This is a genomic window from Streptomyces sp. NPDC006197 (assembly GCF_040613865.1).
GTDB lineage: Bacteria > Actinomycetota > Actinomycetes > Streptomycetales > Streptomycetaceae > Streptomyces.
In genome coordinates this window covers 69,461-81,953 of record NZ_JBEXSZ010000004.1, presented here as the reverse complement: position 1 = coordinate 81,953, position 12,493 = coordinate 69,461, and the positions used below count along the sequence as shown (strand labels likewise).

14 protein-coding genes are annotated in these 12,493 nt (G+C 72.1%); 6 read left to right on the top strand and 8 right to left on the bottom strand.

Annotated features, from left to right (window positions below):
* Positions 1-3: 3 nt before the first annotated feature.
* The 4 genes from ABZ318_RS02100 to ABZ318_RS02085 are packed head-to-tail and all read left to right on the top strand — an operon-like array spanning position 4 to position 2,115.
* The gene (locus ABZ318_RS02100) at positions 4-1,017 is read left to right on the top strand and encodes a hypothetical protein (RefSeq protein ID WP_356900559.1); all 1,014 of its coding nucleotides are present in this window, start codon (positions 4-6) and stop codon (positions 1,015-1,017) included.
* A 9-nt stretch (positions 1,018-1,026) separates the two neighbouring features.
* A complete protein-coding gene (locus ABZ318_RS02095) occupies positions 1,027-1,293 on the top strand; it encodes a hypothetical protein (protein WP_356900558.1) in 267 nt (88 codons plus the stop codon).
* Positions 1,294-1,301: 8 nt separating this feature from the next.
* A complete protein-coding gene (locus tag ABZ318_RS02090; protein WP_356900557.1) occupies positions 1,302-1,838 on the top strand; it encodes a hypothetical protein in 537 nt (178 codons plus the stop codon).
* Between the two features lie 13 nt (positions 1,839-1,851).
* Positions 1,852-2,115 (top strand): hypothetical protein, encoded by a 264-nt coding sequence (locus ABZ318_RS02085; protein WP_356900556.1) that lies wholly within the window; start codon positions 1,852-1,854, stop codon positions 2,113-2,115.
* Between the two features lie 125 nt (positions 2,116-2,240).
* Here ABZ318_RS02085 and ABZ318_RS02080 read toward each other — a convergent pair whose 3' ends face one another.
* The 3 genes from ABZ318_RS02080 to ABZ318_RS02070 form a co-directional block, all read right to left on the bottom strand.
* A complete protein-coding gene (locus ABZ318_RS02080; protein ID WP_356900555.1) occupies positions 2,241-3,461 on the bottom strand; it encodes an FG-GAP-like repeat-containing protein in 1,221 nt (406 codons plus the stop codon).
* An 84-nt stretch (positions 3,462-3,545) separates the two neighbouring features.
* Positions 3,546-4,502, bottom strand: coding sequence for an alpha/beta hydrolase (locus ABZ318_RS02075; protein WP_356900554.1), 957 nt, complete (start codon positions 4,500-4,502; stop codon positions 3,546-3,548).
* Between the two features lie 512 nt (positions 4,503-5,014).
* Positions 5,015-5,704 carry a metal-dependent transcriptional regulator gene (locus ABZ318_RS02070; protein WP_356900553.1) on the bottom strand — a complete coding sequence of 230 codons (690 nt, stop codon included), beginning with the start codon at positions 5,702-5,704 and terminating at the stop codon, positions 5,015-5,017.
* A 184-nt stretch (positions 5,705-5,888) separates the two neighbouring features.
* On the opposite strand from ABZ318_RS02070, the gene ABZ318_RS02065 reads away from it, so the two are divergent.
* The gene (locus ABZ318_RS02065) at positions 5,889-6,644 is read left to right on the top strand and encodes an SIS domain-containing protein (RefSeq protein ID WP_356900552.1); all 756 of its coding nucleotides are present in this window, start codon (positions 5,889-5,891) and stop codon (positions 6,642-6,644) included.
* Between the two features lie 75 nt (positions 6,645-6,719).
* On the opposite strand, the gene ABZ318_RS02060 is transcribed toward ABZ318_RS02065, so the two are convergent.
* Together ABZ318_RS02060 and ABZ318_RS02055 are read right to left on the bottom strand one after the other, a co-directional pair.
* Entirely contained in the window at positions 6,720-7,052 is a 333-nt protein-coding gene (locus ABZ318_RS02060) for a hypothetical protein (protein WP_356900551.1), read from the bottom strand.
* Between the two features lie 102 nt (positions 7,053-7,154).
* Complete coding sequence (locus ABZ318_RS02055) at positions 7,155-8,042, bottom strand: NAD(P)-binding domain-containing protein (protein WP_356900550.1); 888 nt, start codon at positions 8,040-8,042, stop codon at positions 7,155-7,157.
* Between the two features lie 60 nt (positions 8,043-8,102).
* Here ABZ318_RS02055 and ABZ318_RS02050 point away from each other — a divergent pair, with 60 nt between their 5' ends.
* Positions 8,103-8,453, top strand: a complete 351-nt coding sequence (locus ABZ318_RS02050) for a helix-turn-helix domain-containing protein (RefSeq protein WP_356900549.1) — start codon at positions 8,103-8,105, stop codon at positions 8,451-8,453.
* 94 nt (positions 8,454-8,547) lie between these two features.
* Here the strand turns inward: ABZ318_RS02050 and ABZ318_RS02045 are convergent, their stop codons facing one another.
* From ABZ318_RS02045 to pdxH, 3 genes are all read right to left on the bottom strand, one after another.
* Positions 8,548-9,921 (bottom strand): PAS domain-containing protein, encoded by a 1,374-nt coding sequence (locus ABZ318_RS02045; protein WP_356900548.1) that lies wholly within the window; start codon positions 9,919-9,921, stop codon positions 8,548-8,550.
* Positions 9,922-10,324: 403 nt separating this feature from the next.
* Positions 10,325-11,572 carry an RNA-guided endonuclease TnpB family protein gene (locus ABZ318_RS02040; RefSeq protein ID WP_356900547.1) on the bottom strand — a complete coding sequence of 416 codons (1,248 nt, stop codon included), beginning with the start codon at positions 11,570-11,572 and terminating at the stop codon, positions 10,325-10,327.
* A gap of 77 nt (positions 11,573-11,649) precedes the next feature.
* On the bottom strand, positions 11,650-12,279 hold the full coding sequence (pdxH, locus tag ABZ318_RS02035) for a pyridoxamine 5'-phosphate oxidase (RefSeq protein ID WP_356900599.1): 630 nt from the start codon (positions 12,277-12,279) through the stop codon (positions 11,650-11,652).
* Positions 12,280-12,493 lie beyond the last annotated feature (214 nt).

The following is a 12,493-nucleotide window of genomic DNA, read 5'->3' as shown; positions in this document are numbered from 1 at the left end:
CCCATGGAGGACACCGCAACGACGACCCCGCCCGCGACGGCAAGTCCGGTCCGGCGGGGCCAGGGGGTCTGGCTCGGCGTCGTGGGCGCCGCCACGCTCGTCCTCGTCGGCCTCTGCGCCGTGGAGGCCGGCGAGACGGAGAGGCTGCTCCAGAACATCGTCACGGTGGCGGCGATACCCGGCGTCCTCGCCCTCTCCCAGCTCCTGCTGCTGCGCAGCGGCCGCATCGAGCCGGCGACGATCGGCGTCGCCGGGCTCGGCGCGGCCGTCATCGGGGTGAACAGCACCGGCGGGAGCAACGGCGCGATGCTGTTCGGGGTGCTGCTCGCGCTCCTCGCCGCCGTCCCGTTCGCCTTCCTCAGCGGTTTCCTCTCCCTCAACGTCCGTACGGGACACGCCCTGTTCTCCGCGGTCGCCGTCCTCATCGGGGCGGACCAGCTCGTCACCGACATCGCCCCGCCGCAGATGGTGCCGGTCCGGGCGCCGCTCCTGACCTCGCTCGCCTCCAACGACCTGCGGATCCCCGGCGTCGCCCTGGTCGCGGCCGCGCTGTTCCTGGCGACGGCCTGGTACCTGCCCCGGCAGGAGGCGCGGCTCGGGGCGCGGGAGCCGTCGTGGCCGCGGGTCACGGTCTTCCTCTTCCTGCCGTCGTTCCTGCTCGCGGCGCTCGTCGGGCTGCTCTACACGGCCCGCATCGGCGCGACCGTACCGGGCGAGTTGGGCAAGGAGTTCATGATCGTCTGCCTGCTGGCGCTCACGGCGGGCGGCTGCAGCCTGAAGAGCGGCGAGGGCACGGTCCTGGACGTGGCGGTCGGCTCGCTCTTCGCCGGCACACTGCAGACGCTGCTCGCCCTCAAGCTGCTCGACTCCTCCCTCCAGTCGACGATCCTGTGCGTCGTGGCGGTCGTCTTCATCCTGATCGACCTGGCCCGTCTGCGGACGCCCGTACCGGCGGGGACGGGCGGAGAGCGGCGGGGACCGGGGCTGGCGGCCGGGTCGGTGAACGGGCATCCCTAGGATGCGCGAGTGACGCGTTTCGACGAGGTGAGGGCGACGTTCTGGGGCGGAGATCCGTACGGGGACGCGCCGCCGCTGACCGACGCGGCCGTGCGGGACGCCGGACGCCGGCCCGGCGTCCGCCTGCCGGCGTCGCTGCTCGGACTCCTGCGGGACCGCGACGGCGGTGTCGTCGCGGACGCGTGGGACGCGTGCGAGCTGCCGTCGGCCGGGGACTTCCGGACGTTCGTCGAGGGGCTGACGGCCTCGGCGCCGTTCCACGGCGGACAGGACTGACGGGGCCCGTGGGGAGCACGTACCAGACGATCGCCGACCTGGAGGCGACGGCCGAGGAGGCCGGGGCGCTCGGGGAGCGGGTGGGGGCCTGGCTGGTCGCCGAGGGGATCGCGGTCCCCGAGCCCGAGCCCTCCGACCGCGACAAGACTTGGTACCTGCCGGGGCCGCGCTGGTCACACGTGACGGACGAGCGGCGCTCCTTGGGGACGGACGGGCTGGCCGTCGTCACCGGACGCACGGTGTTCTTCGGCTCGCCGAGCACCGGCGGCTCACCGATCTGCCCGCACTGCGCGGCCCACGTCCCTCACGACGGCGCCTTCCACGCGGCCGTGGACGCCTGGTGGGCGACGGGCCTCGCCGACGTCCGCTGCCCGGTCTGCGGCCGCACCGTGCCGCTGCCCGCCTGGGAGTGGGAGAACGACTTCTTCGCCTTCGCCCACCTCGGCGTCGAGCACTGGAACGGCCCGCCGCTCCGCCCCGCGTTCATCGCCGAACTGACCGAGGTCCTCGGCCACCGCACCCGCCTGCTCGCGGGCAAGATCTGACAAGGAGACGGCCTTGCCGATCCGTACGAGAACGGCCCTTCTGCTCGCGGTCGTCCTGACGACCGGCGGCCTCACCGGCTGCTCGTCGCTCACGGCCGTCATGGGCATCGGCAGCTGCGAGGGCAGCGAGGAGCGGGTGGAGCAGCTCCGGTCGATCGCCCTCCTCGACACACCGCCGAAGGGAGCCACCGAGCCCCGGGGGCACGAGGGCATCGACGCGGAGTGCTGGGAGGACAGCGGCGAGGCCGCGGGAGAGGCGATCGACTGCGAGAGCTGAACGACGACCGCTGGACTCCCGCCGATCGGCGCCGAGCCGGTCCTCCCGGACGGCCCGGCCGAGGAGAGCCGAGGGCCTCCGCCCCGTCGGGGTGGAGGCCCTCGCGGACACTCGTCCGGTACGGATCAGAACGCGCCGTTCAGGCCCATCCAGTTGGCGTCCTCCGGGGCGCCCGCGTTCAGCGCGCCCGTGCCCTTGCCCGTGTAGAGGACCAGGCAGCCCACGCCCCGGCAGCCTTCACCGACGTAGCTGCTGGTGGTGATCGTCGCCAGGTCGTTGCGGCCGTCGCCGCTGTAGTCGCCGACCGCGAGGAACGACGCCATGACGTTCCAGCCGCCGCTGCCGATCAGGACGCGCGAGCCGACGCCGCCGGTCGAGGTGCCCGGGTAGAACCAGAGCTTGCCCGTGGAGGCCTCGCGGGCGATCAGGTCGGGACGGTTGTCGCCGTTCATGTCGCCGGCGCCGACCAGGGCGTTCATCGCGTTCCAGCCGCCGGTGCCGAGCAGCTTCCGCGCGCCGAGGCCGGTGCTGGTGCCCGGGTACAGCCACAGCTTGCCCGTGGACTTCTCGACGGCGAGGAGGTCCGAGCGGCTGTCGCCGGTCAGGTTGCCGAAGGCGGTGATCCTGTCCATGGCGTTCCAGCCGCCGGAGCCGATCAGCTTCCGCGCGCCGACGGTGCCCGTGCCCGTGCCCGGGTACAGCCACAGCTTGCCCGTGGAGGCTTCGCGGGCGATGACGTCCTCGCGGCCGTCGCCGGTGAAGTCGCCGTGCCGGGTGAGGGCGTTCATGGCGTTCCAGCCACCGGTGCCGATCAGGCGTCCGGTGTCGTCGCCGGGCAGGTACCAGAGGCGGCCGGCCTTGTCGCGGACGATGACGTCCGACTTGTTGTCGGCGTTCATGTCGCCGAAGACCGGCTTCGTGGGAGAGGGGTAGGCGCCCCACTCCGGGTACGGGGGCAGGACGCACTCGCGCTCGGTCGGGACGAGCTTGATCGAGCTGACGCTGCTTCCCGGGTAGCCCCACTCCGTGCCCCGCGGGTCCGGGGCCCAGACGGAAGTGCCGCCGTTGACGTCGTAGTTCGGGGCGTCGTACAGGCAGGCGAACTTGTTCGTGTGGTTGACGACCGACTTGAACGTGTTGTCCCACGTCCCGAGCGTCGCCCGGTTCACGTTCGTCTTGTACATCGTGCCGGTGCCGTTGTCGGACTTCCAGGCACAGAAGTAGCCGGACGGGCAGTCGCTGATCGCGGCCTGCGCCGGCGCCGCGCCCGCGCCGAAGAGGCCGAGCGAGGTGAGCCCCAGCGTCGTGGCCACCGTGGCCACGCGCCGCAGCATGGAATTGCGCATCGAGTTCCCTCCAACCGGCGCGGAGACGCACTGCTCGACGCGCCGTGGGAGGGACCGTACCGTGCGCCGTTCCGGCGGGCGCCGTCAGGGGGTCAGTACTCCGTTCACGAAAGGCTCCACGGCCTCGCTCCAGGCCTCCGGGTGGGTGTAGTGGAGGAGGTGGCCCGCGTCGGGGATCTCCGCGTACGCCCCGTGGGGCAGGACCCGGACCATCTCCTGGGCCTCCGCGCGGCCCAGCTCGCCGTCCAGGCCGCGGACGACGAGGGCGGGGCAGCGGACCTGGGCGAGGGAGTCCCAGTGGGCGTCGTGGACCCAGGTCTCGCGGGAGGTCAGCATCTGCTCCGGGTCGAACACCGGGCGCCAGCCGTCGGGGTGCTCGGCCATCACCTCGGCGAAGAAGGCGCCCCGCGCCGGGTTCGGGGTCTCCACCCACGGGTCCTCGTCGCCGAACCAGCGGTGCACGGCCTCCAGCGACGGGAAGGGGGCGGGCCAGCCGCGGAACCAGTCCTGCCAGGCGCGCTGCGAGGCCGCGCCGAGGGCCGAGGCCCGCATGTCGCAGATGACGAGGGCGCGGACGAGGTCGGGACGCTCGGCGGCCAGCTGCCAGGCGGTCAGGGCGCCCATGGAGTGGCCGACGAGGGTGACCGGGCCGAGGCCGAGCTGCTCGACGACGGCGACGGCGTCCGCCACGTACGCCTCGCGCGTGAAGGGGCCTCCGGCCGGCTTCTCGCTCGCGCCGTGGCCGCGCTGGTCCAGGGCGACGACCCGGTGGCCGCCGGTGAACCGGCGGACGGCGGGGGCCCAGTGGCCGGCGTGGCCCATCAGTCCGTGGAGGAGTAACACCCCGGGAGCGGGAACCCCCGGCGCCCGCCGCGCCGGTGCCGCCGGGACCCGCGGGGCCCGCGCGGGGCGGGGGACCGTGCGGTCCGGGGCCGTGTGGGTCGGGACCGCGTGGGTCGGCGTCGCGTGGGCCGGGGCCGTGTAGTCCCAGGCTGCCAGCCGGACGCCGTCGGCCCCGGTGACGTCGAGTCGTCGCGCCATGGATCCGGCACCCCCTCTTTTCCGTCGAACCTCGCCAGACTATCGAACTCGCATTCGAAAATGCGCTCCTGCCGCGCAACACCCCTCGTTCGAGTGACAGGGCTCAAGGATTGATCCGCACTGCCGAGGGGAGATCTTGAGCGGGAGGCGGACCGCTCGGGGAAAAACGGTCCGAGGGGAATGACCTTGAGAGCTCGGGGCTCCAGGTCAGCACAGGGGAGGACAGGCCCCGGCGCCGGAAGGCGCCGGGGCCCTCTGTCGTCCGTAGCCCTCATGCCCCACCCCCGCACCCGCTCATCGCCCCGCTCGTACCAGCGTGGCACGACAAGGGCGCGGGCGTGGCGATTCCGGCGTAAAACGGGGCGCACACCAGACCGTCCGGCCGACGAGCGGGGCGACGGCGGCACGGCAGGGGCAGCACGACGAAGGGCGCCCCGCCGGTCCTCTCGACGACCGGCAGGGCGCCCCTCACTCCGTACGGGAAGAACTCAGCGACTCCGTACGGGAAGAACTCAGCGCTTCGCGACGAACACGTGCGCCGCGATGTCCGCGCCCAGCTCCGCGGCCTCGCCGCTGCTGCCCACCAGGACACCGCCCGGCGACTCCGACACCGACACCACCGAGCCGGGCTGCACGCCCGCCCTCCGCAGCGTGTACATCAACTGGGCGTCCGTCTGGATCGGCTCGCCGATCCGGCGGACGACCACCGTCTTGCCCTCGCTCGCGTCCAGGTCGGCGAGCGACACCATCGAGTCGTCGAGGAAGGCCTCGGCCTCCGCCTTCTCGCCCAACTCCTCCAGGCCCGGGATCGGGTTCCCGTACGGCGACTCCGTCGGGTGACGCAGCAGCTCCAGGACCCGCCGCTCCACGGCCTCGCTCATCACGTGCTCCCAGCGACAGGCCTCGGCGTGGACCTGCTCCCACTCCAGGCCGATCACGTCGACGAGCAGGCACTCGGCCAGGCGGTGCTTGCGCATCACCCGGGTGGCGAGGCGGCGGCCCTCGTCCGTGAGCTCCAGGTGGCGGTCACTCGCCACGGCCACCAGACCGTCGCGCTCCATCCGGGCCACCGTCTGGCTCACCGTCGGACCGCTTTGGTCGAGCCTCTCCGCGATCCGGGCGCGCATCGGGACCACACCTTCTTCCTCGAGCTCGAGGATGGTGCGGAGATACATCTCCGTCGTGTCGATCAGTCCGGACATACGTGCCCCTCGATGAGTCGTGCGCTGGCCCTGCCGCAATTGTTGCGCATCGGGCCGACAACCGGGCCACGTCGGGTAAGACGGTATTGACACAGCAATGGTCCAGACCGCACCGTGATCCGCGGCCTCGGCGAGAACGCACCACGGGGGCCGAGGACCGCCACGACGAGAGGGAGCCGCCGCGATGGGCGAGAGCAAGCTGGCCGGACAGTTCTTCGACGCCGCGATCGGCCTGCTCAAGGAGGTGCGCGACGGGGACTCCGCCGAGATCTCCGCCGCCGGAGCCGCGATCGCCGCGGCCGTCGCGAACGGCAACCGGCTCTTCGCCTTCGGCGCCGGGCACTCCTCGCTCGCCGCACAGGACGTCGTCTACCGGGCCGGCGGCCTCGCCCTGATGAACCTGCTCGCCGTCCCCGGCGTCGTCGGCGTCGACGTCATGCCCGCCACCCTCGGCTCCGCCCTGGAGCGCGTCGACGGCCTCGCCGGAGCGGTCCTCGACTCCTCCCCCGTCAAGGCCGGCGACGTCCTGATCATCATCTCCCTCTCCGGGCGCAACGCCCTGCCCGTGGAGATGGCCATGAACGCCCGCGCGCTCGGCCTCACCGTCATCGGCGTCACCTCGGTGGCGTACGCGACGGAGACGAAGTCACGGCACCTGTCGGGGACGTACCTCAAGGACCACTGCGACATCGTCCTCGACTCGAGGATCGCCGTCGGGGACGCGGAGCTCACCCACGAGGGCATCGAGGCGCCCTTCGCCCCCGCCTCCACCGTCGTCACCTGCGCCCTCATGCAGGCCACGATGGCCGCCGCCGCCGAGGAGCTCGTACGCCTCGGCATCGAGCCGCCGCTGCTGCGCTCCGGCAACGTCGACGGCGGGCACGAGTGGAACGGGCGCGTGATGAACGAGTACGGCGACCGGATCTTCTTCCGGCACTGAGGCCGGTACGGCCCGGCCCCGCACAGGCCGGGCCACCGGATCCCGTACGGACCGGGCCACCGGATCCCGTACGGGCTACGCGGCCGGGTGCGAGGCCCGCACGTGCCGCGGGCTCCGTCGGCTCGCCGCGATGAAGGTGATGCCGACGAGCTCCACGGCGTTCCCGAGGAAGACGAGCCACGGGTGGCTCATCGCCTCGTCGGACCAGTACCGGGACAGGAGGACATAAGCGGCCACCGAGACGAGCAGGCCCGTGCCCACCAGCGTGACGCCGACCCCGTAGACCCGGGGCCGCCGGACGCTCCGGCGCGCCGGAGCGATCATCCAGCCCGTACGGAACGCGGCCGCGCCCATCGCGATCGCCACCACGCCCAGAGGCGCCATCGCGCCCATGATCCACGCCATCATGACGGCCCCCACAGAGTTCCCGAACGTGAGCCCATCGTCGTCCCGCCACGCCCGGGCCGGCCATGCCGGAACCCGGCAGTGTCGGAACCCTCTTCGCTGCCGTCAGCCGCGGTCCATGACCTGCGTCACCCGCGTGAAGCCGTCCGCGCCGTGGCCCCGGTCCACCGCCCGGAGCGCCAGGGCCTCCGCCGCGCGCATGACGCTCGCGTCGATGCCGTGCGCCTCGGCGGCGTGCACGACGTGGCCCATCGTCGACACGGCCGAGGTGAGCGGATTGCCCTCGCCCGAGTACGAGCCGCCGTCCACGTCCTCGGCCCACTCCTGGAACAGCGGCGGCAGGATCGCCCCGATGCCCTGGGCGAACGGCGCGAGCTCCCGCGCCGAGATCCCCTCCGCGCGGGCCACCGCGAGGGCGTGCACGTACCCCGTCATCGACGTCCAGAAGATGTCGAGCAGCGCCACGTCGTACGCGGCGGCCCGGCCGATGTCCTCGCCGAGGTGGGTGTGGGAACCGCCCAGCGCGTCGAGCACCGCCCGGTGCTCGCGGTACAGCGGCTCGGGTCCGCTGTGCAGGAACACCCCGGCGGACGTCCCGATGGTCGGCGTCGGCGTCATGATCGCGCCGTCCAGGTAGCCGATGCCGTGCTCCGCCGCCCAGCGGCCGGTGTCCCGGGCCCGCTCGGGGGTGTCGGCGCTCAGGTTGACGACGGTCCGGCCCTTGAGCGCGTCCGTGACGGCCGACTGCCGCAGGACGGAGTCCGTGGCGTCGTAGTTGACCAGGCAGATCACCGTGAGCGCGCTCGCGGCGACCGCCTCCTCGGCACTCGCCGCCAGGACCGCGCCGCGCGCGCCGAGGTCGCCCTCCCTGCCCGGGGTGCGGTTCCACACGGTGGTCCGCACCCCGGCGTCCAGGAACGCGCCGGCGAGGGCCCGGCCCATCGGGCCGAGACCGAGAACGGTGACGGAGGAGGGCTGACGGGAAGAAGACATGGCTGAACTCCCTTGCACATACGTGGGTGACGAGAAGGCCGGAGAAGGAGAGGGACGCGGATGACACGGCTCAGGGCCCGGGACACGAACGTCTGCGGTGTGACGGCCGCGATCGCCGTGATCGACGGCAAGTGGAAGACGTCGCTGCTGTGGCTGCTGGAGTCGGGGCCGCACCGGCCCGGCGAACTGCGCCGCAGGCTCCCCGAGATCAGCGAGAAGGTGCTGACACAGGCGCTGCGGGAGATGGAGACGGACGGTCTCGTGCACCGCGAGGTGCACGACGTGCTGCCGCCGAAGACCGTCTACTCGCTGACGGAGTTCGGGCGCGAACTGTCCGAACTGCTCGGCCCGTTGTCGGACTGGGGCCATCGCCGGCTGGACCGGATGACGGAGGCGGCCGCCGCCTCCTGAGGCCCGCGCTCCCCTCTCCTTCCGGGCCGCCACCAGGTTCTCCCGGGCACCCGGCTCCGACAAGTACCCACAAAAAAGTGGGTGTACGGGAGGGCTAGGGTCTGTCTGACCCTGATCCGCCGGACAGGCCCTGGGGCCTGTCGACGAGGTCCAGCAGGTCCAGGGACGTCGCCACCCGGGACGCCACCGCCTCGCCGTAGACCGCGTCCTCGCGCTCGAAGGGCGCGCGGCAGGCGGCCCGCAGGAACGTCAGGACGCCGAGGGTGCGGCCCCGGGAGCGCAGGACCACGCACAGGGCGTGGGCCGCGTCCCCCGGCCACTGGTGGGCCTCCGCCCACACCTCCGCGGTCCGCCCCGCGCTCGCCCGCACCGTGCCCGCCCGGTCCCAGGCCTGGAGCGCCGGGTGCCGGGGCCCGTACCGCAGCGGGATGCCGCCGCCCACGACGGGCGAGGACGGGCCGGGGGCGGCGCCCGCCGGGGTGGCCAGGGTCCGCGTGAGGCGCCGCTCCCCCGCGGGACGGTCCACGAGGGCGTGGTCGGCGAACCCGGCCAGGGCGAAGTCGAGCAGGACCGTCGCCGCCTCGGCCGGGTCCTCGCACTCCGCGGCCGCCGCGCCCGCCCGGTGCAGCTGGCTCCACCGGAACCGCAGCCGGTCGGCCTCGCGGGCCGCGAGGCGCTCCTCCGTGACGTCCTGGAACAGCCAGGCCACGCCCAGCGGCACCGGCTCCTCGGCCATCGGCGAGGACAGCAGCAGGAAACCGCTGCGCCAGCACCGGCGCCGCTCCTCCGAGCCGGTCCGCAGCGTCACCCACACCTCGGCGGGGGCGGACGGCGTGCCCTCGGCCAGGACGTGCTGGAGGGCGGCCTCCAGCTCCTCCGCGCCGTGCACGACGACGTCGCCGAGGGGCCGCCCGAGCAGGGCCGTGCGGCCGGTCCCGAAGGCGCGGGCCGCGTGGGCGTTGACCATGGCGGGGCGCAGGTCGGCGTCGACGAGGACGACGCCCCAGGAGGCGTCGTCGAACAGGGCCTCGCTGAGGGCCACGGACCGCTCCAGGTCGAGCTGGACGTGGACCTCGCTGAACGCGCAGTACACGCCCGCCGGGCTGCCGTCCGCGCCGCGCACGCCCGCGGCCTGGCTCCGTACGAGGACGCGCCCGCCGTCCTTGCGCAGCAGTACGAACTCGTGGACCTGGCGCCCGGGGCCCTTCATGGCTCTCATCAGCCGGCCCAGGGTCTCCTCGGCGTCCGCGCTCCGCGCCGCCCACCCCTCGAACCCGCGGCGCCCGACCGCCTCGGCGGCGGACCAGCCGAGGATCCGCTCGGCCTCCCGGTTCCAGTGCGTGATCGTCCCGTCGGCGTCGAACGCGCAGAGCGCGGCGTCCATCCCGTCGAGCAACGCGGCCAGCAGATCGGCCCCCGCCCCCGGAACGGACACGGCGCCGCTCGCGGCCTCTGTGAATGCGCTCATCCAGGCACCCCCCATGCTGGGACCATTCAACTGGAACGTGACCCAGAGCACATCACCTTCGCCTGAATCATTCGTTTCGAATCACCTGAATAAATCGCTTGAGCGGGGGACGGACGGTTCGTAGGGTGTGGGTACACGCGAAAGGAGGTGATCCGAAAAAATGGTTTCTTTTCGGACTCGTGAGGTGGCTGCGGGCTAAGGCCTGACAGTCGCACTCTGTGCACCTCGGCAGGCCTTCTGCCGAACATCCAGCAGTCACCCGCCCCGTGGGCCGCCGGTAAGTCCGGCCGGCTCTCGTCCGAACTCGCGAGCGGACGGGACCAAGGCCCACGGGGCGCCTGCATGCCGGCGTCCCCGTGTACGTCGCACTGCCGAGACCAACGCATTGACACGCTCCCGCCCCTTATGGGGCAAGGACTCCGGCCTGAGTCCTCGGACCCTTCCGGCGGCTTCCTGCTTCACCGCGCTGCGCCACAGCTTTCGCTCTGGTCTTACCGACGCTCGGCAAGGCGTTTCGCGTCTCCGCCTGTCCAGCGGCGACGATACGGCGTCCTTCGAACAGGACGTTCCTTCCAGCGTTGTGATCACGGTCGTGCACGGATCCACATCGCCCGCACGTCCACTCCCGGACATGGAGCGGCTTGGGCCCGTCCCGGTGACCGCACACCGAGCACAGCTGCGAGGAGGGGAAGGTCCGGTCGACCTTCACGAACGTCCGGCCGTGCTTCGCCGCCTTGTACTCCAGCATGCCGACGAACGCGGCCCATCCGGCGTCGTACACGGACTTGGCGAGCCACGTGCGCCCCATGCCTCCGACAGGGAGCGTCTCCACGTACACCGCTTGGTTCTCGCGGATGATCCGGGTGGAGAGCTTGTGGTGCCAGTCCCGCCGCTGATTGGCCACGCGCGCGTGTTGCCGTGCGATCCGCTTCCGCGCCTTGGCCCGGTTGCGGCTGCCCTGGACCTTTCGGCCCAGGGACTTCCGCATGCGCTTGAGCTTCTTCTCCGCCCTCCTGAAGAAGCGAGGGCTGTCGATCTTGGAGCCGTCGCTCAGCACGGCGAAGTGCCGCAGCCCGAGATCGATGCCGGTGTCGGCCCCGACCTCGGAAAGGGCCTCCGGAGCGACTTCGACGACGAACGAGGCCCAGTAGCGCTCCGCCGCGTCCGACGTGATGGTCACCGAGGTCGGCGGTGCCGGCAGCGGTCGCGACCAGCGCACCCGCAGCTCGCCGACCTTCGCCACGTACAACCGGCCGTTGCCCCGGAGGCTGAATCCGTTCGCCGTCAGCCGGATCGACTGACGGCGATCCCTCTTGGACTTGAGCCGGGGTGCGGCCACCTTCGGTCCCCGGCGCTTACAGGTGAGGGAGGAGAAGAAGTTCCGGTAGGCCGTGTGCAAGTCACGCAGGGACTGCACGAGAACCACCGATGACACCTCACCGAGCCACGTGCGTCCTTCGGTGCGCTTCGCTGCGGTGATCACCTGCTTCTGCAGCTCGGCGTCCTTCACATACGGCAGTCCTGCGGCGTGTGCCTCCTGCCGTACCCGAAGGCCGTCGTTGAACACCACACGCGCGCATCCGAACGCCTTGGCCAGCGCCGCGCGCTGAGCAGAGCTCGGATACACGCGGTAGTTGTATCGCAACTGCATGCACCGACTGTATGGAACAGCGACGCCCTCTCCACCTCGCAGAAACGTTCATCGTGACGCTCGCCACATGCCGACCGTCAGGGCGCCAGGCGTTCCACCCGCCACGTCCCGTCCGTCTCGTGGACGTAGCGGAGGCGGTCGTGGAGGCGGTTCTCGTGGCCCTGCCAGAACTCGACCGCCTCGGGGACGACGCGGATGCCGCCCCAGGACGGGGGGACCGGGACCTGTTCGTGGTCGGGGTAGCGGGCGGCCAGTTCCTCGTAGCGGGCGAGGAGGTCCGCGCGGGACGGGATCACCGTGGACTGGGGGCTGGCCCAGGCGCCGAGCTGGGAGCCGTGGGGGCGGGTGCGGAAGTAGGCGACGGTCTCGTCGCGGCCGACGCGGGTCGCGCGGCCGGTGACGATGACCTGGCGGGCCAGCGGGTGCCAGGGGAAGAGGAGGGAGGCGTACGGGTTCGCCGAGAGCTCCCTTCCCTTGCGGGACTCGTAGTTGGTGAAGAAGACGAAGCCGGCCTCGTCGTAGTGCTTGAGGAGGACCGTGCGGGACGACGGGCGGCCGTCGGGGGTCGCCGTCGAGACGATCATCGCGTTCGGTTCGTGGATCGCCGGGTTCGCGGCGGTCTCCTTGAACCAGCGGGCGAACTGCCCGATCGGTTCGGGGGCGAGGTCGGCCGCGGACAGCTCCGTGGTGCGGTACTGCTCGCGCATGTCGGCGGGATCCAGGGCGTCGGTCACGGGATCGGTCACAGGGCCATCCTGCCGCAGCGCCCCAGTGTGCCCGGCACCACGGGGCGTTAATCCTCTCTCGCCGGATCGGCGCAGTGTGCCGGATGTCACGCTTCCCCGCATCATCGGAACCGTACAGACTCTTCCGCTGGATGACTGTTGATTCCCCACCATCGACCAACACGGTTGATCGATC

What these genes read in the sequence shown, in the direction of transcription:
- ABZ318_RS02100 (WP_356900559.1), top strand. Translation starts at nt 4, where the DNA reads ATGGAGGACACCGCAACGACGACCCCGCCCGCGACGGCAAGTCCGGTC.
- ABZ318_RS02080 (WP_356900555.1), bottom strand. Translation starts at nt 3,461, where the DNA reads ATGCGCAATTCCATGCTGCGGCGCGTGGCCACGGTGGCCACGACGCTG.
- ABZ318_RS02075 (WP_356900554.1), bottom strand. Translation starts at nt 4,502, where the DNA reads ATGGCGCGACGACTCGACGTCACCGGGGCCGACGGCGTCCGGCTGGCA.
- ABZ318_RS02070 (WP_356900553.1), bottom strand. Translation starts at nt 5,704, where the DNA reads ATGTCCGGACTGATCGACACGACGGAGATGTATCTCCGCACCATCCTC.
- ABZ318_RS02065 (WP_356900552.1), top strand. Translation starts at nt 5,889, where the DNA reads ATGGGCGAGAGCAAGCTGGCCGGACAGTTCTTCGACGCCGCGATCGGC.
- ABZ318_RS02060 (WP_356900551.1), bottom strand. Translation starts at nt 7,052, where the DNA reads ATGATGGCGTGGATCATGGGCGCGATGGCGCCTCTGGGCGTGGTGGCG.
- ABZ318_RS02055 (WP_356900550.1), bottom strand. Translation starts at nt 8,042, where the DNA reads ATGTCTTCTTCCCGTCAGCCCTCCTCCGTCACCGTTCTCGGTCTCGGC.
- ABZ318_RS02050 (WP_356900549.1), top strand. Translation starts at nt 8,103, where the DNA reads ATGACACGGCTCAGGGCCCGGGACACGAACGTCTGCGGTGTGACGGCC.
- ABZ318_RS02045 (WP_356900548.1), bottom strand. Translation starts at nt 9,921, where the DNA reads ATGAGCGCATTCACAGAGGCCGCGAGCGGCGCCGTGTCCGTTCCGGGG.
- ABZ318_RS02040 (WP_356900547.1), bottom strand. Translation starts at nt 11,572, where the DNA reads ATGCAGTTGCGATACAACTACCGCGTGTATCCGAGCTCTGCTCAGCGC.
- pdxH (WP_356900599.1), bottom strand. Translation starts at nt 12,279, where the DNA reads ATGCGCGAGCAGTACCGCACCACGGAGCTGTCCGCGGCCGACCTCGCC.